Raw genomic sequence first — 19,878 nt, forward strand, 5'->3', positions numbered from 1 at the left:
GCCCCATAAAAAACTGTGAAACGCAGAACGCCAGGGCCGTCGGGCGCGTCAGCGCACGGGCCTCGCGTCTGTAGAATTCACCAGCATCCAGGCCAGCCCACGCACTTGTAAAACGCTGACTGGCACATAAAATCACCGCCAGGTGCACAGCGCCAGCGTCAACCCCCCTTGCCCCTCTGCTTCGCAGCTCTTCGAGTCTGGGGTAAGGGGCTGGGGGATGGGGCAAAAAGCTAAAGCCCAAGCCCCAACAACCCACCCCCGCCCCCACACGCTATCCTCCCAAGTCGCCCCCGCCCTCCCCAGGCGGCCCCGGCACGCGGCCCCGGAATCCCTCCGTCAGGCCCGAGGAGAAGTCATGAAGGCACACCTCATCACCTACGGCTGCCAGATGAACGAGTACGACACCCATCTGGTGCAGTCCCAGCTCGTTTCCTTCGGCGCCGACATCGTGGAGTCGCCCGACGAAGCCGATTTCGTACTCGTCAACACCTGTGCGGTGCGCGGCAAGCCGGTGGACAAGGTCCGCTCGCTGCTCGGCGACCTGCGCAAGCAAAAGGCCCAGCGTTCCCTCGTGGTGGGCATGATGGGCTGCCTCGCGCAGCTCGAAGAGGGCCAGCAGATCGCCCGTAAGTTCGAGGTGGACGTACTGCTCGGCCCCGGCAGCCTGCTCGACATCGGCGCGGCGCTCGAAAGCAACGAACGCTTCTGGGGGCTGCAATTCAAGGACGAGCTGCACGACCACATCCCGCCGCCGCCCAGCGGCAAGTTGCAGGCGCACCTCACCATCATGCGCGGCTGCGACCACCACTGCACCTACTGCATTGTGCCGACCACGCGCGGGCCGCAGGTCAGCCGTCACCCCGACGACATCCTGCGCGAACTCGACATGCAGCTCGCGGCGGGCGTGCGCGAAGTCACCCTGCTCGGTCAGAACGTCAACGCCTACGGGGTGGACCAGGGCGCCAAGCTGAAGGGCTACCCGAGCTTCGCCGACCTGCTGCGCATGGTGGGCGCCAGCGGCATCGAGCGCGTCAAGTTCACCACCAGCCATCCCATGAACTTCACCGAGGACGTGGCGGCGGCCATCGGTGAGACGCCCGCTATCTGCGAATTCGTGCACCTGCCGGTGCAGAGCGGCTCGGACCGGGTGCTGCGCCGCATGGCCCGCGAGTACAACCGCGAGAAGTACCTGACCCACATCGCGCAGATCAAAAAGCACATCCCCGACGTGGTGCTCGCCACCGACATCATCGTGGGCTTTCCCGGCGAAACCGAGGAAGACTTTCAGGACACCCTGTCGCTCTACGACGAGGTCGGCTACGACTCGGCCTACATGTTCATCTACTCGCCGCGCCCTGGCACGCCGAGCTACAAGCACTTTCAGGACCTGCCCCGCGAACTCAAGACCGAGCGGCTCCAGCGCTTGATTGCCAGGCAGAAAGACTGGTCGGCGCGCAAGAACGCGCAGAAGGTCGGCACCGTCCAGCAGGTGCTGCTGCGCGGCGACGCCCACGACGCGGGCTTTCTGGAAGGCCACACGCGCGGCAACCACCCCACCGTGGTTCCCAAAGCCATCGGCGCGGACGGCGCGGGCGTCTATCAGGTCCGCATCGACCACGCCACGCCGCACATGATGTACGGCCACATCCTCGGCCCCGATGGGCAGCCTCTGCCCGAGCAGCCGCGCTTTAACCCCGAAGCGGCGGCGGTGGGTGGGGCACTCCCAATGCTGTAAAGGAACAAAAAAGGGCGCAGAGGCCGAAGCTTCTGCGCCCTTTTCTTGTAATTCTTACTCTCCCTTAAACTCCGCCGGGCGCTTTTCTAGGAACGCTTTAGTGCCTTCCTTGAAGTCGCTGGTGGCAAAGGCCAGCCCGAAGAGGTCGGCCTCGATTTCCATCCCCGCTTCGAGGTCGGTGGCGAGGCCCCGCCTGACTGCTTCCTTGACGAGCGAGATGGCGAGCGGCCCATTTTTCACGATCTGCTCGGCCACTTCGCGGGCCTTTTGCAGTGGGTCGTCGGCCACGTAGTTGACCAGGCCCATGCTCAGGGCTTCCTCGGCGCCGATCTGCCGGGCGGTCAGCATCAGGTCCAGGGCGCGGCCCGCCCCGATCAGGCGGGGGAGGCGCTGGGTGCCCGCAAAGCCGGGCAGCAGCCCCAGCGTCACTTCGGGCAGCCCCATGCGGGCGCGCGGCGAAGCGATGCGGATATCGCAGCACAGCGCGAGTTCCAACCCGCCGCCGAGTGCGTAGCCGCCTATGGCCGCAATCACCGGAATCGGCAGGTTGCTGAGCTGCGTCATCGCGTCCTGGCCCAGCAGCGACATGTCGCGCCCAGCGAACGGCCCTTCCAGCCCCGCCAGTTCGCTGATATCGGCCCCCGCCACGAACGCCTTGTCGCCCGCGCCGGTCACGATCAGGGCGCCCACCTCGGGGTCGTTGGCGATCAGGTCGGCGGCCATTGCCAGCTCGCTGAGGGTGGTCCCGTTTAGGGCGTTGAGCGCCTTGGGACGGTTCACGGTCAGCACCGCGATGGGGCCATGCTGGTCAATGGTGATGTTCTCGAATTCCATCTCGTCGAGGCGCAGGTCGTCGTCGCTGTAAGTCATACCTGCATGGTGACATGACTTGGCGGCGGAGGGGAGAGGCTGAGGAAAAAACAGAGAATCAAGAGATGGGCTGTCCTGAAAAACGCCACCCACAGAGGCTTGTGGATGACGGCTTGCAGGACTGGTTCTGACTGCGGCAGCTTCAGCGCGGCCTCTACCGGGCGACTCACCCCAGCGGGTGCCGGTTCATGTCCTTGTAGAGCAGGTATTTGCTCCAGTTGCGGCCCAGCGCGCCGTACCACTGCGGGCAGTGGGCGCCCATCCAGATGATGTCGCCCGCCGTGACCGGGTAGTAATTTTCTTCCAGCTTGTAGAGCCCCTCGCCTTCCAGCATCAGCAGGCCGTGTTCCATGTAGTGGACTTCGGCGTAGGGCAGCGACGCCCCCGGCGCGAAACTCATGGTGCTGACCATGAAATCGAAGGCCGGCTCGTCGGGCAGCAGCTTGCGGGCAATCAGGTGGTCGTCGCCCTCGAAAGGGTAGCCGGGGTTTTCGCGCTCGTTGCCCCAGTAGACGCCGGGGGCTTGAACGCCCTCGACTGTCTGGTACGGCTTCTCGAAGACGGACACGCGGGCGTCGGTTTTCGCCGTCAGCATGTGCTTCTCGCCGGCGGGCAGGTAGACGTAGTCATACTCGCGCAGGGTGCGGGTTTCGCCGCCGACCGCGACGTCCACTTCACCCGAGAGCACGAAGGCGAAGCGCTGATACACCGACTCGGTGGCCTGCGCGCCAGCGGGCATTTCCGCCGTGAACTGCACGAAGCGCGCCCCCAGGCCCACCACCGGGGCGATGTGCAGCACGATGGCGCTGCCCGGCCACTCGGCGAGCGCGGTGCGGACGAAAGTTTCAGGGGTGATGACCGCGTGCGAGCCGTGCAGGGCGCTGCGGGTTTGACCGAGGTGTTTCATGGGGACTCCTGGGGAAAGAAGCGATTTAGAGCATTTGACAGAATGATCTGGTCTGTCTTTGCCCCTCTACCCTCGTGGGACTCGTAGAGCTGCGAAGCAGAGAGGGCCTTGCGAAGCAAGGGGTGAGGGGGTCATTTTTCTGTCCAATGCTTTAGAGGGACCGGGGCCGCAGCAGACGCCCACGCGGGGTGCCCGTGAACTCGCCGTTCTGGTAGACCGGCTGGCCGCGCAGGTAGGTGGCGTGCACCCGGCCCTGGAAGCTCTGGCCCCGGTAGGGGTTTTGCTGCCAGCGGTCGTAGAGGGTGTCGAGGGTGAATTTCTCGCCCAGAGCAACCAGCGCGAAATCGGCGTCGGCCCCGACCGCCAACCGGCCTTTTTGCGGCAGGCCGAAGCGCTGCGCCGGATTCAGCGCCAGCAACGCGGCAATGATTTCAAGCGGCAGCCCGCGCTGGGCGTAGCCGTCTTCCAGCATCACGTTCAGGGTGCTCTGGGCGCCGCTGATGCCGCCCCAGAGAGAGAAAAAGTCCTCGCTGGTCTTCATGTCGGGCGGCGCGGGCGAGTGGTCACTGCCCACAGTGTCGATGTGCCCGGCGAGCAACTCGCGCCACAGCTCCTCCTGCACCGCCGGGTCACGCAGTGGGGGCGCACATTTGAGCGCCGCGCCGACGCGCTCCACGTCCTCGCCGGTGAAGTGGAGGTAGTGCGGGCAGGTTTCGATGGTTACGTCGATGCCCTTTTGCTTGCCTTCGTAGGCGAGCGCCACCGCCGCCCCACTGCTCACGTGAACGAGGTGGAGCGCCGCGCCAGTGTCCTGCGCGAACAGCAGCGCCCGCTGCACCGCTTCGAGTTCGGTGACGACCGGGCGGCTCTCCAGGTAGTCGCGCACGCCGCTTTTGCCCTGGGCGCGGGCGGTTTCGGTCAGGCGGCGGGTAAATTCGTTGCTCTCGGCGTGGGTGGCGACGACGAGGCCGTGGCGCTTGGCGGTTCGCATCCCCTCGTACAGCGTCAGGTCGTCCGCCGCCGGAAACTCGTCGAGGCCGCTGTGCGACATGAACGCCTTGAGGCCGATGACGCCGCATTCGGCGAGGTCGTCGAGCTGGTCGAGATTCAGCGGCGTCAGCCCGCCCCACAGCCCGAAGTCGATGAGCGATTTTTCCTCACCCAGCCGCGCCTTGTCCTCAAAGCGCTCGCGGGTCAGGACCGGCGGCGAGGAATTGAGCGGCATGTCGAGAAAGCTGGTCGCCCCGCCTGCCGCGAGCGCCTGCGTGCCGGTCTCGAAGCCTTCCCAGTGGGTGCGGCCCGGCTCGTTGAGGTGCACGTGGTCGTCGAGGACGCCGGGAAAGACGTGCAGGCCGCTCACGTCGAGGGTCTGGGCGGCGGGGGTGGCAATCTCGTCGGTGAGTTCGGCAATCTGCCCGCCCACAATGCCGAGGTCGGCGCGGCGTTCACCTTCCGGGGTCACGAGGACCGCGCCACGCAGGAGCAGGTCAAGGCTCATGCCTGCACCTGCTGTTCGGCCTGGGCCGCGAGCAGTTCCAGAAACCGGGTGCCGACCCGCAGCCCGGCGGCCACGTCCCCCGGCTCGGCCATCTCGTCGGGGTGGTGGCTCAGCGCGTTGGGCGAGCGCAGAAACAGCATGGCAGCGGGCATCTTCTGCGCCATGATCTGCGCGTCGTGGCCGGCGCCGCTGACGAGTTCGGGGTGCGTGAGGCCCTGTTCCTCGGCGGCCTGGTGCAGCAGCGCGCGCAGAGACGGCGCCATCGGCACAGCGGCTTCGGCCATGCGCGGCGTGACCGAGCAGGCGACCTGCCGGGCGGCGGCTTCCCGCTCGGCGAGCGCGAGCAGTTCCTGAAGCGACTGCGCCCGCACCGCGTCGTCGGCGTGGCGAATGTCGAGCGAGCAGCTCACCTCGCCGGCAATCACGTTGCCCGCGCCGGGTTTGGCCTCGATCATGCCCACGGTGGCGACCAGTCCCGGCGTGCGGTTGGCGAGGTCCTCGGCGCCCACGATGAAGCGGGCGGCGGCGGCCAGGGCGTCGCGGCGCAGGTGCATCGGTGTAGTGCCCGCGTGCGAGGCGCGGCCCGTGAAGTGCAGCGTGAGGCGGCTCTGGCCCACGATGGCGCTCACCACGCCCACCGCTGCGCCCTGGTCTTGAAGGACCGGCCCCTGCTCGATGTGGATTTCGAGGTAGCCCAGCGGGCGGTCTTCCGCCCCGGCGCCCGGAAGCTCGTCGGGGTTCAGGCCGTAGCCGACGATGGCGTCGCGCACCGTCTGGTTTTCCCGGTCACTCACCGTCAGCAGCTCGTCCGCCGTGCCCACCAGCGCCCGGCTGCCGATAAACGACACGCCGTAGCGCACGCCTTCTTCCTCGGAAAAGCCCAGCACTTCGAGGTGAAAGGGCAACTCGCGTTCACGCAGCGCTTCCACCAGCGCGTACCCGAACACCACGCCGATGATGCCGTCGTAGCGCCCGGCGTTGGGCACGGTGTCGAGGTGCGAGCCGATATACAGCGTCCGTGCACCCGGCGCCCGGCTCTCCAGCCGCGAGCGCAGGTTGCCCACGGCGTCCACGCGGGTGGTCATGCCCAGGCGGTCGGCCCAGGCGCGCAGCTCCTCGTGGACCTGCCGGGTCGTGGGGCACAGGTAGGTGCGGGTGATTTCGCCGGGCACTTCGGTGTGGCAGGCGAGGGCGTCGCAGGTGTCGAGCACCTGCCGGGTCAGTTGGGCGGCTTGCGTTTCGTTCATTCTGGCTTCTCCGAATCTGAGGACAGGTGCAGGCGTTGGGCTTCCAGAGGAAAATACGCCGCGCACGCCGGCGCCTCCACCAGATGGTCGAGCAGGCGGCTGGCGGGTTCGTCGTCGCCCAGCACGGCGCGGCGTTCCTGACGGTAGCGCTCCGGGGTGAGCCGCTCGCCGTCTTCGAGCGCCGCCCGCACCCGCACCCACTGCCACAACTGAGCGCGGGCAAGCTCAGCAGTGGCGGTGTCCTCGATGCGGCCCGCGCGCACCAGCACGCCCTCGCCCCGGTACCACGCGGCGAACACGCCGAGCGCGATTTCGAGCGCCTCGCGCACGTCGGCAAGCCGCAGCGGGCCGGGGTCGGGCAGGTCGGTGAGGCGGTGGTAAAGGTCCGCTGGCGTGTCCTTGTTCTCGCTCTGCGCCGGGGCGTCGAAGCCGCGCCGCACCGGTTCGAGCAGTTCGGGGAGCCCGGCCCACGCCGCCGTGAAGCCCTGCGCCGCCTCGCGCTGCTTATCGGCCAGCACGGCGCCCAGCGCAGGCTGCGAGTTCTGTGGGTCGGGCGCGAAGGACGCAGTGCCGCCAATCGCCTCGGCGCCGTGAGCCCGGCAGACCCGCACCAGCGTCTCGGCGTAGGCGCGCATGGCGTCCACGTCCATCGTGAGCTGCGAGCGCGGCGGCATGGGCGTGTCCCGCCGCGTGCCCAGGTGCTTGGTTAGGCTGAACACGTAGTCCCAGCGCCCGGCGTTTAGGCCGTAGGTGCGCGGCGCGAGCGGCTCAAACACCGCTTCGATATTCAGCAGCCCGCTGAACGTCTCGATTTGCAGGCAGGTCTTGACCGTGTTGGGGGCGAGACTCAGATGTTCCTCGGCGAGCAGCAGCGCGTCGTGCCAGAACTGCGCCTCGGCGGGCGTTTCCAGCTTGGGCACGTAGATGTGAATGGGCCGTTCGGGCCGCGCCGCGAGCACTGCGCTCAGGTCGCACAGCGCGGCGATAGCCGGTCCATCAAAGTCCAGGTGCGGCTCCAGCGCGTACAGGGCGCGGGTGCGGGCGAGCAGGGGCCGGTCCGACTCGGCCACCCAGGCGAGCGCGTCGGAGGCGGCCTGCACGTTGTCGCGGGTGGGCGAAAAGGTGTCGTCGAAATCCACCACCACCGCGTCGGCGTCCGAGTCCACCGCCCGGCGCAGCATGTCCAGGTCGGACGCCTCCACAATCAGTTCGGCGCGGCGCCCTCGCAGGTCGTCCGGAATGGCGGCGGCGCGGGCAGCGGTGAGGACGGAGTTTGCGCGCGCAGGCGGCTCTCCCGGCAGCCCGGCCCAGCGGTCACGCAGGCGGGTGTGGAGCTGCCGGGCCAGGGCCAGGGCGGCGGGGGACAGGGAGAGCGGGGGCGGGTTCATTCGGTCGGCACCTCTGGCGGTCAGGCGGCGGGAAGGGAGTGAAAATGGGGAGGCGGGTGAGACTCAGCCGCGCCACCCCAGCCGGGCGGAAATCTGCTCGGACGCGGCCTGCACGCGCCCCAGCATGTCGGGAATGTTCTTTTTGGGAAAGCGCGAGGTCGGCGCCGACACGCTCAGGCTCGCCACCACCTCGCCCGAGGCGGCGCGCACCGGGGTGGCGAGGCAGCGCACGCCGAGTTCGCGTTCCTCGTCGTCGAGCGCGTAGTCCTGGCCGCGCACGGTGTTCAGTTCGCGCGTCAGAGCGGCGAGCGTGGTAATCGAGTGGGGCGTGTAGGCGGGAAAAGGGCCGTCGCCCACCTTGCGCCGCACCTCGGCGGGGGGCAGCCACGCGGTCAGCACCTTGCCCACGCCCGAGCAGTGCAGCGGGGCAGCGGCGCCGATGTGGGTAAACATTCGCATCAACTGACTGGCCTCGACCTGATGCACGTACACCGCCTCGTTGCCGCGCAGCACGGCGAGGTTGGCGGTTTCGTTCACTTCTTCCACCAGCGCCTGCATGACGGCTCCGGCGGCACTGAGCAGCGAGTTGCGTTCACTGAAGGCCGCGCCGACCTGATAAGCGCGCAGGCCCACGCTGAACAGACCCGAGCGCTCCTCCCACTCCACGTAGCCCTGCTGGCGCAGTGTTTCGAGCAGGCGGTAAGTCGTGCTGGCCGACAGCCCCGCCTTCTTGGCGACCTGCGTCAGCGTGGCCTCGCGCAGTTCGGCAAGCGCCGAGAGGACACTCAGGCCACGTTCGAGCGTGCGGACACTGCCCGCCTCACCGCTGCGGGCGCGGCCCGACTTGAGTTTGGGCGCCTCGGTCACGGCGCCTCAGGCCCGCTGCCCGGCGCGGCGCGGCAGACGAGCACTTGGAATGTCCGTGGGGAGGCTGGGTCTGGACATGAATAAACTCCTGGCAGAGGAAGGGAGAAAGGCATCCACTGATTTTCAGCCTACAACAATGAAGTTCATGTGGTGAAACTTTGCGCTGGGTCGAACAGGCTCAGTATGCCCGCTTAAACCAGCCGGTTACGCCCCGACCAGCAGCGCCCGGAAGTCGTTGAGGTTGTGCCCGCTCGGTCCCGTCACCAACGCGTCGCCGAGGTGGGCGAAGAAGGTGCCGGAGTCGTTGCGCTCCAGAAACTCGCGCGGACTGAGGCCCGCCGCCCGCGCCCGGCCCAGCGTGTCCGGCGTCAGGAACGCGCCCGCCGCGTCGCTGCTGCCATCTATCCCGTCCGACCCCGCCGAGAGCGCGTACACGCCGTCTTCTCCCAGTGCGAGGGCGAGCGCCAGCGCGAATTCCTGGTTGCGCCCGCCTGCGCCGTCGCCGCGCAGCTGACCGTTGCCTCGCCGCCCGAGAGCAGCACCAGCGGGGGCGGCAGGGGAGAGCCATACTGCTGCACGCTCCGCACCAGCGAGGCGTGAAGACGGGCGAGTTCGCGCGCTTCTCCCTCAAAGGTGTCGCCCAGGATGACCGCCCGCACGCCCTGGCCTTCCAGAAACTTTTGCGCCGCTTCCAGCAGCAGCCGGTTGCTGCCGATGATCTCGTTGGTGACGTGCGGCAGCGTGTCCGGCGTGTCGGGCGCCCCCGACTGAAAATGGGCGCGAACGGCGGGCGCCGCGATGCTGTACTTCTCCAGTACTGCTAGCGCGTCGGCGAAGGTCGTCGGGTCGGGTACCGTCGGCCCACTGGCAATCACGCTGGGGTCGTCGCCCACCACGTCTGAGAGCAGCAGCGCCCGCACCCGCGCCGGGGTGGCCTGCGCCAGCCGCCCACCTTTGACCCGTGAGAGGTGACGCCGCACGGTATTGATTTCCCCGATGTCGGCCCCCGCCCGCAGCAGCTCGCGCGTCAGGGCCTGTTTCTCTGCCAGCGTCACGCCATCCGGCGCGGCCAGCAGCGCGCTCCCGCCGCCCGAGACCAGAATGAGTGCTTCCTGGTCAGGGCGCAGTGCCCCCAGCTGCCGCAAAGCTTCCTCGGCGGCGGCGGSGCTGCGCTCGTCGGGCACCGGGTGCGAACCGGGCATGACCACGGCTTCCGGCGGCGCGCTGAGGTCGGCGGTTCCGGCAGGCGGCACCACCAGGGTCGGCACGCCGGGGTAGGCGGCGAGCGCTGCCCGCGCCATCGGCAGGCTCGCTTTGCCGAACGCCAGGATAAAGGCGGGAGGCGGGCCGCTCAGGTGCGGAGCGAGCAGCCGCGCCGGGCTGGCCGAGTCGAGCGCCGCCCGGTACGCCTGTTCCAGCAGAGCACGCGGGTCCATTGTTCCTACTCCAGTCCAGACAGCTCGGCGTAGAACGGCGCCACGCCGCTGTGGTCGAGGTCGCCCTGTCCGCGCGCGATCATGGCGTCCATCCTATGGGAATATTGGCTTATGGGAATGTTGGCGGCGACGCCGGTGGCAAAGAGGGGCAGGTCCTGGTGCCGGACCGTCGTTGCTGGGCCAAGCGGGAGGCGCCGCTGATTCCCCGGCAAATCGATTCCCAGGCAAATCACCGCCTCCGCTCTCATGCCAAGATGACCGGCGATGACCCGCACTCCCCTGACCCTCGAACAGCTCAACGCCCTGAGCGACGACGCTTTCACCGAGCACTTCGCCGGGGTGCTCGAACACTCGCCGCACTATGCCCGCCGCGCCGCCGCCGGGCGCCCCTTTGCCGATGTCGAGGAGGTCGCCGCCGCCTTTGCCCGCGCGGTGGCCGCCGACGAGCCGGGCGCCCAGGTGCAACTGATTCGCGCCCACCCCGACCTCGCCGGGAAAGCGGCGCTGGCGGGCGAACTGACTGCCGAGAGCGCCAGCGAGCAGACCTCGGCAGGCCTTGACCGCCTTTCGCCGGAGGAATACGCCGAGTTTCAGCGTCTCAATGCGGCGTACCACGAGAGGTTCGGCCTGCCGTATGTGGTGTGCGTGCGCGAGAACACCAAAGACACCATCTTCGAGGGAGCGCGGCGGCGCCTGACGCATACCCAGGAGGAGGAGCAGGCGGCGGCACTGCACGAAATCGGGCGCATCGCACGGCTGCGTATCCTCGACCTCGTGCAGGAGGGGCGACAGGAGAAGAGAATGGACGGGCGCCTGATACGGATTCCGTAGGGGGCTGATACGGTTTCAAATTGAGTCCCGGACATGTCCGGGCGAAATTTTGCGCGGAGCGCATGGAAAAAATACGGTTTTAAGGAGATGGACGGGCATCCGGCGCCTTTCCGGATGTTCGGGAATCGGATTAAAATTATACCCCCTGCTCCAGCCCCGCCAGCATTCGCCCCGCCAGCTCCTCCAGGGTGCGCTGCTCCTGCGCCGACAGCGGAGCAAGCACCCGCTGCGTGGTCGCCAGATGTGCGGGCAGCAGGTGCGTGACCAGGGCGCGGCCCTGCGGCGTCAGGCGAATACTCGCCGAGCGGCGGTCACGTTCGTCCTCGCGGCGCTCGATCAGGCCCTTTTCGAGCAGCCGCACGATCCGGTTGCTCGTCGAAGGCCCGGAAATGGCGGCCAGGGCGCTGAGTTCGGTGGGCCGCAGGCCCTCGGGCGGCGCCGAGCGGTAAAGCGTGAGCAGCAGGTCCCAGCCCGCCGCGTTCAGCCCCGAAGCGGCGTAGGTCCGCTCGATTTCACGCCCCAGAGCCGCGTGCAGCCGCTCGAGCAGCAGCAGGGTCAGCATCGGCCCGGCGCTGGGGGTCAGACCGTCCGAGTCTGGTCCCTGACCGTGATTGAGCCTCGCCCAGTCGCTCCGAATCCGCTCCAGAAGGGCTGCCGTGTCGTTGTCCATGCGGGCTGACACCCTAACACGAGCAACAGTGCTACACTGCGGCCCTCAGTAGGTAGACATCTAAGTATCTGGCGGCGGCACCGGGTCGTGTCTTCGTCGGGACACGGGAGGACATGATGACGGGAACCCAGCAACCGGGCACGCAGCCGAAAGTCAAAGTGCGGCTCGGCGAGAACAACTATGGCAAGGCCGAAGTGCAGCTCATGAAGATCAAGCGCGGCACGCCCCGCCACGAGCTACGCGAAGCCAAGGTCCGCGTCGCCATGTATGGCGATTTCGGTGCTGCCCACTCCGAGGGCGACAACACCGACCTCGTCGCCACCGATACCGTCCGCAACACCGTCTATGGACTCGCCAAGGAAGGCTTCGAGAGCAGCATCGAGGAGTTCGGCAAAGAACTTCTCACCCACTTCGTGAAGGTCGGTCCCCGCGTCACCGGGGGGTTCGCCGAGTTCACCGAGCATCTCTGGGAACGGGTCCAGACCCCCGCGCAGCCCCAGGGCCATGACCACGCCTTCGTCCGGCAGATGCCCAAACGCACCGCCCGCGTCGAAACCCAGGATGGTCGGCGTTTTACGGTGACTTCGGGCATCGAAGAGCTGTATGTCCTCAAGACCACCGAGAGCGGCTGGGAAAACTACCTGCTCGACGAGCGCTTCACCACGCTGCCCGAAACCCATGACCGGGTGATGGCGACCTTCGTGACGGCGAAATGGGAATACGCGGTGGAGAGCTGTGATTACGACGCGGTGTGGGAGCGGGTGTACAGGCAGATTCAGCACACCTTCACCGATCACTATTCCCCAAGTCTGCAACGGACGCTGTACCTGATGGGAGAAGCGGTGTTGAGTGTGTGCCCGGAGATTTCGCGCATCTGGTTTCAGATGCCGAACAAGCACCATCTGGTGTACAACCTGGGGCGCTTCGGGCTGGAGAACAACAACGAGATTCTGCACGTGGACCCCGAGCCCTACGGCCTGATGGAAGCCTGGGTGGAGCGCGCCGAGTGAGCGGACACCCGGGGCTGACCACCCACGTCCTCGACACCGCGCGCGGCAAACCGGCAGCGGGCGTGCGGGTGCAGCTGTGCCGCGTGACCGGCGACACCCGCACGCCCGTCACTGAGGCGGTCACCAACAGCGATGGCCGCACCGACGCGCCCCTCATTGAGCGCGGCTCGCTCAAACAGGGCACTTATGAGCTGACCTTCCACGTCGCGGACTATTTCAAGGGCTTCGTCGCCGCTGCCGACCCGCCTTTTCTCGATGTGGTCACGCTGCGCTTCACCGTCGGTGACACCAGTGGGCACTACCATGTGCCGCTCGTCATGACGCCCTGGTCCTACAGCACTTACCGGGGTAGCTAAAGGAATAGAGCGAGTAAAGGTCCGGGCACAGGTGAAAAACCTGCGTCCGGACTTTCTCGTTTCACAAAAAGCCCTTCCTAATCGGTAGGGGCCTTCTCAAAGCTCAGTCTTCAGGGATACTCGACGCTGATGACCTTGAGGCTCACATTGCCCTTCGGTCCCGGCCACACGGCGCTTTCGCCGGGGCGTTTGCCCAGCAGGGCCTGACCCATCGGGCTGGCGTCGCTGATTTTGCCCTTGAGCACGTCCACCTCGAAGCTGCCGACGATTTCCAGGGTGCGCTGCTTGTTCTGGGCGTCTTCGACGATCACGCGGGCGCCCACACCCACGGCACTGGTGTCGATTTCTTCGTCTTTCATGATCTGGGCCCGTTCGAGCTGCGCTTCGATCTCGGCGATCTTGGCTTCGTTTTCGCTCTGCTGCATCCGGGCCTCGTCATAGGCGGCGCTCTCGCGCAGGTCGCCGTCCTCAATGGCCTTGCCCATGTACTCGCTGATCTGCTCGCGGCGGGTGGTCTTGAGGTACTGCAACTGCTCTTCGAGCCTTTCCTTGCCCTGGCGGGTCATGCGGACGGGTTCTCTGGTCATAACCGAAGCAGTATAGAGCAGCCCTGCCCCCTCAGCGCGCCGGAGGGGCTAGAGTCGCCCGGTCTGGGTCAGCAGCAGCCGCAGTTCGTGCGGGCTGGTGGCCGCCGCGAGCGCCGCGTCGAGGGTGATCAGCTCGGCACGGTAGAGCGCGGCCAGGTGCTCGTCGAAGGTGTGCATCCCCCGCAGATTGTCTTCGAGCAGCACGTCCTTGAGCAGCGGCGTGCGCGCCTCGTCCTTGACATATTCCTGCACCAGGGGCGTGCTGACGAGCACCTCGGTCGCCAGTGCCCGGCCCACCCCGTCGGCGCGGGGCAGCAGCCGCTGGCTGAGGATGCCGCCCAGGCACTCGGCGAGTTGCAGCCGCACCTGATCGCGCTCGTGGGGGGCGAAAAATTCGGCGATGCGCCCTACCGTCCGCACCGCGTCCTGGGTGTGCAGCGTGCTGATGACCAGATGCCCGGTCTGCGCCGCCAGCAGCGCGGCCTCCACCGTTTCGCGGTCCCGAATCTCGCCGATCACGATCACGTCGGGGTCTTGACGCAGCGCGTGCCGCAGCGCCGCCGCGAAACTGCGAGTGTCGCGCCCCACCTCGCGCTGTACCACCAGACTGCGGTTGTTGCGGTGCAGCACCTCGATGGGGTCTTCGATGGTCAGAATGTGATAGGCGAAGTGCCGGTTGAGGTAGTCGATGAGGCTGGCGACGGTGGTGGTCTTGCCACTGCCGGTCGGCCCGGTAATCAGCACCAGGCCACGGGGCAGCGCCGCGAACTGCTCCATGACTTCGCGCGGTAGTCCGAGTGCCTCGAAGCCCGGAATGGTTTCGCCCACCACCCGCAGCACCAGGCCCACCGCACCGCGCTGCCGGAACACGTTGCAGCGGAAGCGGCCCAGACCCGGCACGCTGTAGGCCACGTCCAGTTCCTGCTGGTACTCGAATTCCTCAAACTGCTCAGGGGTCAGCACCGCCCGTGCGAGCGCCTGGGTATGCTCCGGCGTCAGTGGTTGCGTGCCAAAGGGCAGCAAGCGGCCATCCACCCGGCCCAGCGGCGGACTGCCCGCTTGCAGGTGGATGTCGGAGGCGCGGCGGCCCGCGAGTTCGCGCAGCAGGTCGTCCAGCGTCATGCGGGCGCAGGCACCGGCGCGGTGCTCAGCGGCATGTTGTCGATCAGCCGCACGCCGAAGAGCCGCCCCGCGATCAGCACTCGGTTCAGGGGATCGTCGCTCAGCTGGGGCACATCACGCAGGTCCGGCCCCACCACCACCAGGTAATCGAGCGCCAGCTCCGGCTCGCTCGCCAGCACGTCCAGCCCGGCTTGCCGCAGCCGCCCCGTGTCGCGCTCGCCGCCCGCGTAGGCCGCCTGCACCGCCCGCAGCGCACGCGACAGCACGGTGGCCCGCCGTTGCTGCTCAGGCGAGAGGTAGCTGTTGCGGCTGCTCAGCGCGAGGCCCGCGTGCGCCGCTTCCTCGTCGGCGCGCACCGTCGGCACGCCCACGATTTCGGAGCGCAGGTTGAGGTCGGCGACGAGGCGGCGCACCACCGCGAGTTGCTGCCAGTCCTTCTCGCCGAAGTACGCGCGCTCAGGCTGCACGATATTCAGCAGCTTGAGCACCACCGTCGCCACCCCGGCAAAGTGTCCGGGCCGCGCCGCCCCGTCGAGCGGTTCGCTGACCCCGCTGACCTCGACGCGGGTGCTGAAGCCTGCCGGGTACATTGCTGCCGCCTCGGGATGGAAAACGAAATCGGCCCCCGCTGCGCCCGCCAACGCGAGGTCACGGTCCAGGTCGCGCGGGTAGGTGGCGAGGTCCTCCGTCGGCCCAAACTGCATAGGGTTGACGAAGATGCTGACCACCACCACGTCGCACTCGGCACGGGCACGGCGAATCAGCGTGGCGTGCCCTTCGTGGAGAAAGCCCATTGTCGGCACCAGCCCGACCCGGCCCCGACTTGCGAGTGCCGTCTGCACTTCCTGCGGCGTGCTCAGAATCTGGGGACGGTGTTCGGTGTCGCTGACCTCATCAGACACGGCGGCGCCCATCCAGGCCCAGGGCCGACACCAGCGCGTCGAGCAGCCACGAAATGACCGTCAGCACGATGGCCCCCACGATGGCCGCGCCGAAGCCCGACACGTTCAGGACGGTGACCTGCGCGACCAGCCATAGGACTATGCCGTTGATGACGAGGGTAAACAGCCCCAGCGTCAGCAGGTTGATCGGCAGCGAGAGCAGCAGCAGCACGGGCCGGATCAGCGCGTTGACGATCCCCATCACCAGCGCGGCGACCACGACACTGACCACGTCGGCGCCGGGCGCGAACGACACCCCGTTGTAGACCTGGGTGAGCAGGTACAGGGCCAGTGCGTTGAGCAGCAGTCTGAGGATGAATCCCATGCCCAGAGTCTAGAACAGCTCTCCGATGTGCGCCGCTGTAGGAGAGATTCTTTTGCGTTTGGTCAATGTTTTTACGCTTGCAGGCCGCCGGCACATGCCCGCGCTGGGGCCGTCTGGGGGCCGGCGTTTATACTGCCCGTCATGTTCTCCGCCGCCTCCTTTCGCCCGGCTGTGCTGCCCGGCCTGCTGGGCGCCGCGCTGCTCAGCGGCTGCGCCCGCACCGCCGACAACTTCACGCCCCGCATCGTCGTCAGCGGGTCCGACGGCGGCACGGTGTCCCAGAATGCCCAGGCCGCCGTGCATGGCTACGTGCTGGACGACGTGGGCGTGACGCAGATCAAGGTGAACGACCAGCCCGTGACCATCGAGGGCAGCCACAAGATCGCCAACTTCAAGTTTCAGCCCGACGCGAAAAACGGCAAGGCGGAGTACACCATCACGGCGCGCGACGCCGCCGGGCACACCAGCAAGGAAACCGTGACCGTGGTGGTGGACACGACCCCGCCGCAGATTCAGGTCAAGTCGTTCAACCGCGTCGGCAACCTGATCCGGGTGTCGGGCGTCGCCACCGACAACACCCGCGTGGCGCAGATTCTGATTGACGGCAACCGGCTCAACATCACGCCAGGGCAAAAGGTCGAGTTCTACGCCGAAACGAGCGGCATCTACGCCGACATCACCGTGCTCGATGTGGCCGGGAACAAGGCGACGCGCCGGGCGCAGTAAGTTGTCAGCTCCGTTCGGATAAGCTGCGCCCAATGGAGCACTGGATTCAAGTCATTCTGGGCTTTTCTTACCTCGGCCTCTTTCTGGTCGTGTTCGCCGAAACGGGCCTGCTGGTGGGGGCCGCGTTGCCGGGCGACAGCCTGCTGATCACGGCGGGCATCGTGGCGGCGAGCCGCAACAGCAACGTGCAGCTCGATCTGGTCTGGGTCATCCTGTCGGTCATCGCGGGCAGCATTCTGGGCAGCTTGGTCGGGTACCTGCTCGGCCAGCGCTTTGGCCCGGCCATCTTCAACCGCCAGAACTCGCGCTTCTTTAAACCCGAATACCGCGTCCAGGCCGAGGAATTCTTTGCCCGCGAAGGGCCGAAATCGGTGTTGCTCGCCCGCTTCATCCCCTTTGTGCGTGCAGTAGTGCCCACCCTGGCGGGGGTCAGCAATATGAACTTCACTTCTTTCGCGTGGTACAGCGTGCTGGGCGCCCTGCTGTGGGGTGCGGGGCTGCCGGCCCTGGCGTACTTCGTGGGGCAGCGGGTGCCGCACCTCGACCGCTACATCCTGCTGATCGTGGCCGTGGTGCTGGTTCTGAGCTTTATTCCGGTGGCGCTTAAGTTGTTGCAAAGTCGCCAGAAAGCCTGAGGGTCGCCAGGGCGTCGTCTAGCAGTCGGCGGCTGGCCGTGAAGGTGGGCGGCAGCTGGGGAAGGTCGCTGACGGTAAACCACTGCGCTTCCTCGACCTCACCGGGCTGCGGCACGATGTCGCCGCCCGCGTATTCGGCGGTAAAGGCCAGCATCAGCGAGTGCGGAAAAGGCCAGGGCTGGCTGAAGCGGTACTGCACCTGCCGGACCTTCACGCCGACTTCTTCTCCGACTTCACGGTGCACGGCCGCTTCCAGCGTTTCGGATGGTTCGACGAAGCCCGCCAGCGTGGTAAAGACGTCAGGCGCTTGCCTGGGACCACGCAGCAGCAAAAACTCGGTGTCCGGCCCTGTCCCGCGCGAAATCAGGACGATGATGGCGGGCGCGACTCTGGGATAGACCCTCAGGCCACAGCTCGGACAGCGCCGGGCACGGTCACCCTCACCGGGCCGCATAGGGGTGCCGCACGCGCCGCAAAACTGGTGGCTGCGCTGAAAGTCCACCAGTTGCACGGCCAGCCCCGCCAGCCCGAACAGCCCGTCCGGCAGCACGCCGAAGCACTGACGCAGGCCGACCAGCTGCGCTCCGGCAGGCGCTTCCCCCGTCAATGGCAAGGCAAACACTGGCCGCTCACCCAGGCGACCCAGTGCAATGACCGCCTGACCGGCGAGGCTATGGCCGCTTGGCAATTCGCCAGCGTCACTGAGCAGAAGTTTTCCCTCCCGGACGATAAAAAAGAGGGCGTCCGGCGCGGCGGGCACCTTCAGGTCGTCCACGAAGTCGGCTGGGCGCTCTGTAGGAAAGCGGTTCATGCTCCGTTCTCTTCCAGTCGCAGCACGTCCCCGAACGGGAAGCCCTCGTCTTCCAGCCCGCCGGGCGGCACGACCCACAGCGTCGGCGTGGCTGGGGCTTGCTCGGGAAAGTCGCCGTAGCCGTCGGTGAGGTAAATCAGCACGTCGGGTTCGTGTTGCTCCAGCAGCTCGAAGATGGGCCGGAAGTCGGTGCCCCCGCCGCCCTGGGGCGGGGGAATCTCGTCGCCGGGGCGCAGGTCCCAGGGGCCGTAGGCTTCGGTGTCGGCGTAGTAGAGGGTCGCCCGGACGTGTGGGTACGCGCCGAGCACGCCCTGCACTTCGCCCACCAGCGCGCGCACCGCGTCGTCGTCCACGCTGCCGGACGTGTCCACCGCAATCAGCGCTGTGAGTGTCTCGTCGTCCAAGGCTTCCAGATAGAGGCCGCGTCCCACGAAGCGCCGGTCGAAGCCGCCGAAATCTACCGGCGTGCGCGCCAGAAAGCGCCACAGTTGCGCCCGCCAGTCGAGCCGCGCCGGGGCGAGGCGCTGGAGTTCGCGGTGCATGCCGAGCGGGTCGTGGCCCTGGCCGCCGCTCATGGCCTCCACGCTGCGGGCCTGGGCCAGAGCTTGCTGCCACTCGCGGGCCACCTGCCGGCCCGGTTTGCCCTGCTTGCCGGGGGCGTCGCTCGGCGGAGCGTCGAGCAGGTCGTCGCCTTCCTCGTCGCCCTCGCCGTCTGCTTCGCCTTCGAGCGAGGTGTAGACCTCTTCCACGCTCAGCCGTTCCAGATGCTCGTCGCGGCGCGAGTTGGGCGGGGTGGGCAGCCCAGCGGCGTCCACCATGCCGTTGACGATGAGGTCGGCGGCGCGGTTCCAGCGCTTCTTTTCACGCGGGCCGCGCCGCTCCACATGCGAGAGCGCGGCGTGCAGCACCTCGTGCAGCAGCAGGCCGTCGAGCACGTCCGGCGGCAGGCTGGCAGCGACTTCGGGGTTGAGGTAAACGCGCTCGCCGTCGGTGCCGGCGGCCATCACTTCTCGTGAGGGAACGATCTCGGCATAGAGCAATAGCGTGGCAAAAAACGCCGACTTGCCGCGCAATCGCAGCCGCGAGCCGGAGACGAGACGTTGGAACTCGGGGGTCACCCGAACGGGATCGGTCATGAGATTTCCTCCGGAGCAGGGAGCGCGACGGGAAAAAGGGGAGCGAGCAGCACCAGCATCCCCGACAACAAGGAGCTGAGCACCAACAGCGCCCAGCCGATCAGTTGCACACTCATCCAGCGTCGGGCGCGGGGGGTGGCGTCGTATTCGTCGGCCAGGAAGATAAATTCGCTGTCCGGCGCCATCACCACGTCCACGGCCAGGGGACGACGCAGCGTCTGTTTGGGCGGCGTGTCGGTGATCCCCTTTTCCACCAGCAGCAGCCAGAGTCGGTCGCTGGGGACTTTCAGAACCTCCGACTCCTTCAGGGCCAGTTCCGGTTTGTCATCGGAGTCAAGGTAAGACTCGACGTGGGCGGTGGTTTTGATGGGATGGGCGAGGTCGGTGAGCCGCCCGCCCACCAGGCCGAAAGCCATAATCAAACAGAACGCCAGCCAGATCACGGCCATCAGGGGCACGCCCAGAAACGACAGGAGCATCAGACCCGCAGCAACGCCCACCAGAAGACCGCTCAAAATCTCTGAGCCGAACCAGCCCAGATAGCCTGCGGCTGAGTCGACGGGTGACATCAAGAGACCGACAGCACCCACGCCCCCGGCTATAAATGCAAGCGTGATGCAGGACCAGACCCACCGGTTCAGCTGAGGTCTCGTTTCGGCCCGTGACATGGCCAGCATGACCGGCCAGGGCAGCAGCCAGTCGAACACCAGCAGGCCGAGGCCCATCCAGTGCAGGCTCTGGGGCGAGAACCCGGCTAACCAGCTGACCACGCGGTCCACG

23 protein-coding genes are annotated in these 19,878 nt (G+C 67.2%); 6 read left to right on the forward strand and 17 right to left on the reverse strand.

Features of this window, described 5'->3' with window-relative positions:
* Window positions 1-355: 355 nt before the first annotated feature.
* Entirely contained in the window at window positions 356-1,735 is a 1,380-nt protein-coding gene (miaB, locus tag DR_RS05940; protein ID WP_027479611.1) for a tRNA (N6-isopentenyl adenosine(37)-C2)-methylthiotransferase MiaB, read from the forward strand.
* 54 nt (window positions 1,736-1,789) lie between these two features.
* On the opposite strand, the gene DR_RS05945 is transcribed toward miaB, so the two are convergent.
* The 9 genes from DR_RS05945 to DR_RS05985 all read right to left on the reverse strand — a co-directional run bounded on the left by DR_RS05945 (window position 1,790) and on the right by DR_RS05985 (window position 10,181).
* Window positions 1,790-2,605: an enoyl-CoA hydratase-related protein gene (locus DR_RS05945; RefSeq protein WP_034349586.1), complete on the reverse strand. Its 816-nt coding sequence runs from the start codon at window positions 2,603-2,605 to the stop codon at window positions 1,790-1,792.
* A gap of 166 nt (window positions 2,606-2,771) precedes the next feature.
* A complete protein-coding gene (gene allE / locus DR_RS05950) occupies window positions 2,772-3,512 on the reverse strand; it encodes a (S)-ureidoglycine aminohydrolase (protein WP_010887795.1) in 741 nt (246 codons plus the stop codon).
* A 151-nt stretch (window positions 3,513-3,663) separates the two neighbouring features.
* Window positions 3,664-5,010, reverse strand: coding sequence for an allantoinase (locus DR_RS05955; RefSeq protein WP_010887796.1), 1,347 nt, complete (start codon window positions 5,008-5,010; stop codon window positions 3,664-3,666).
* The gene (locus DR_RS05960) at window positions 5,007-6,257 is read right to left on the reverse strand and encodes an allantoate amidohydrolase (RefSeq protein WP_010887797.1); all 1,251 of its coding nucleotides are present in this window, start codon (window positions 6,255-6,257) and stop codon (window positions 5,007-5,009) included. The genes DR_RS05955 and DR_RS05960 overlap by 4 nt, the downstream gene beginning before the upstream one ends.
* Window positions 6,254-7,645, reverse strand: coding sequence for a malate synthase (locus DR_RS05965; RefSeq protein WP_010887798.1), 1,392 nt, complete (start codon window positions 7,643-7,645; stop codon window positions 6,254-6,256). The genes DR_RS05960 and DR_RS05965 overlap by 4 nt, the downstream gene beginning before the upstream one ends.
* Before the next feature lie 63 nt (window positions 7,646-7,708).
* On the reverse strand, window positions 7,709-8,512 hold the full coding sequence (locus DR_RS05970; protein WP_010887799.1) for an IclR family transcriptional regulator: 804 nt from the start codon (window positions 8,510-8,512) through the stop codon (window positions 7,709-7,711).
* A 204-nt stretch (window positions 8,513-8,716) separates the two neighbouring features.
* A complete protein-coding gene (locus tag DR_RS16735; RefSeq protein WP_164928007.1) occupies window positions 8,717-9,022 on the reverse strand; it encodes an MOFRL family protein in 306 nt (101 codons plus the stop codon).
* Window positions 8,914-9,948 carry a glycerate kinase type-2 family protein gene (locus DR_RS05980; RefSeq protein ID WP_010887800.1) on the reverse strand — a complete coding sequence of 345 codons (1,035 nt, stop codon included), beginning with the start codon at window positions 9,946-9,948 and terminating at the stop codon, window positions 8,914-8,916. Before DR_RS05980 ends, DR_RS16735 begins: the two co-directional genes overlap by 109 nt.
* Window positions 9,949-9,953: 5 nt before the next feature.
* Window positions 9,954-10,181: a hypothetical protein gene (locus tag DR_RS05985; RefSeq protein ID WP_156504619.1), complete on the reverse strand. Its 228-nt coding sequence runs from the start codon at window positions 10,179-10,181 to the stop codon at window positions 9,954-9,956.
* A gap of 31 nt (window positions 10,182-10,212) precedes the next feature.
* Here DR_RS05985 and uraD point away from each other — a divergent pair, with 31 nt between their 5' ends.
* On the forward strand, window positions 10,213-10,779 hold the full coding sequence (uraD, locus tag DR_RS05990; RefSeq protein ID WP_010887801.1) for a 2-oxo-4-hydroxy-4-carboxy-5-ureidoimidazoline decarboxylase: 567 nt from the start codon (window positions 10,213-10,215) through the stop codon (window positions 10,777-10,779).
* 136 nt (window positions 10,780-10,915) lie between these two features.
* Here the strand turns inward: uraD and DR_RS05995 are convergent, their stop codons facing one another.
* Entirely contained in the window at window positions 10,916-11,449 is a 534-nt protein-coding gene (locus DR_RS05995; RefSeq protein WP_034349584.1) for a MarR family winged helix-turn-helix transcriptional regulator, read from the reverse strand.
* Between the two features lie 113 nt (window positions 11,450-11,562).
* Here DR_RS05995 and pucL point away from each other — a divergent pair, with 113 nt between their 5' ends.
* Window positions 11,563-12,459, forward strand: a complete 897-nt coding sequence (gene pucL / locus DR_RS06000; RefSeq protein WP_010887803.1) for a factor-independent urate hydroxylase — start codon at window positions 11,563-11,565, stop codon at window positions 12,457-12,459.
* Complete coding sequence (gene uraH, locus DR_RS06005) at window positions 12,456-12,815, forward strand: hydroxyisourate hydrolase (protein ID WP_010887804.1); 360 nt, start codon at window positions 12,456-12,458, stop codon at window positions 12,813-12,815. Before pucL ends, uraH begins: the two co-directional genes overlap by 4 nt.
* Before the next feature lie 110 nt (window positions 12,816-12,925).
* Here the strand turns inward: uraH and DR_RS06010 are convergent, their stop codons facing one another.
* From DR_RS06010 to DR_RS06025, 4 genes are read right to left on the reverse strand one after another with little or no spacing between them, the layout of a single operon-like run.
* Complete coding sequence (locus DR_RS06010) at window positions 12,926-13,402, reverse strand: transcription elongation factor GreA (protein ID WP_010887805.1); 477 nt, start codon at window positions 13,400-13,402, stop codon at window positions 12,926-12,928.
* 48 nt (window positions 13,403-13,450) lie between these two features.
* Window positions 13,451-14,524: a type IV pilus twitching motility protein PilT gene (locus DR_RS06015; RefSeq protein ID WP_010887806.1), complete on the reverse strand. Its 1,074-nt coding sequence runs from the start codon at window positions 14,522-14,524 to the stop codon at window positions 13,451-13,453.
* Complete coding sequence (gene panC / locus DR_RS06020) at window positions 14,521-15,366, reverse strand: pantoate--beta-alanine ligase (RefSeq protein WP_010887807.1); 846 nt, start codon at window positions 15,364-15,366, stop codon at window positions 14,521-14,523. Before panC ends, DR_RS06015 begins: the two co-directional genes overlap by 4 nt.
* 52 nt (window positions 15,367-15,418) lie before the next feature.
* Entirely contained in the window at window positions 15,419-15,790 is a 372-nt protein-coding gene (locus DR_RS06025) for a phage holin family protein (RefSeq protein WP_010887808.1), read from the reverse strand.
* A gap of 141 nt (window positions 15,791-15,931) precedes the next feature.
* Between DR_RS06025 and DR_RS06030 the strand changes: the two genes are divergently transcribed.
* Both DR_RS06030 and DR_RS06035 read left to right on the forward strand, forming a co-directional pair.
* A complete protein-coding gene (locus tag DR_RS06030; protein ID WP_010887809.1) occupies window positions 15,932-16,516 on the forward strand; it encodes a hypothetical protein in 585 nt (194 codons plus the stop codon).
* 32 nt (window positions 16,517-16,548) lie between these two features.
* Window positions 16,549-17,151 carry a DedA family protein gene (locus DR_RS06035; protein WP_010887810.1) on the forward strand — a complete coding sequence of 201 codons (603 nt, stop codon included), beginning with the start codon at window positions 16,549-16,551 and terminating at the stop codon, window positions 17,149-17,151.
* On the opposite strand, the gene nudC is transcribed toward DR_RS06035, so the two are convergent.
* From nudC to DR_RS06050, 3 genes are read right to left on the reverse strand one after another with little or no spacing between them, the layout of a single operon-like run.
* Entirely contained in the window at window positions 17,120-17,962 is an 843-nt protein-coding gene (gene nudC / locus DR_RS06040; RefSeq protein WP_010887811.1) for an NAD(+) diphosphatase, read from the reverse strand. The genes DR_RS06035 and nudC overlap by 32 nt on opposite strands.
* The gene (locus tag DR_RS06045) at window positions 17,959-19,098 is read right to left on the reverse strand and encodes a vWA domain-containing protein (protein ID WP_010887812.1); all 1,140 of its coding nucleotides are present in this window, start codon (window positions 19,096-19,098) and stop codon (window positions 17,959-17,961) included. Before DR_RS06045 ends, nudC begins: the two co-directional genes overlap by 4 nt.
* Window positions 19,095-19,877, reverse strand: a complete 783-nt coding sequence (locus DR_RS06050) for a hypothetical protein (protein ID WP_010887813.1) — start codon at window positions 19,875-19,877, stop codon at window positions 19,095-19,097. The genes DR_RS06045 and DR_RS06050 overlap by 4 nt, the downstream gene beginning before the upstream one ends.
* Between the last annotated feature and the right edge of the window lies 1 nt (window position 19,878).

The organism is Deinococcus radiodurans R1 = ATCC 13939 = DSM 20539 (assembly GCF_000008565.1).
GTDB lineage: Bacteria > Deinococcota > Deinococci > Deinococcales > Deinococcaceae > Deinococcus > Deinococcus radiodurans.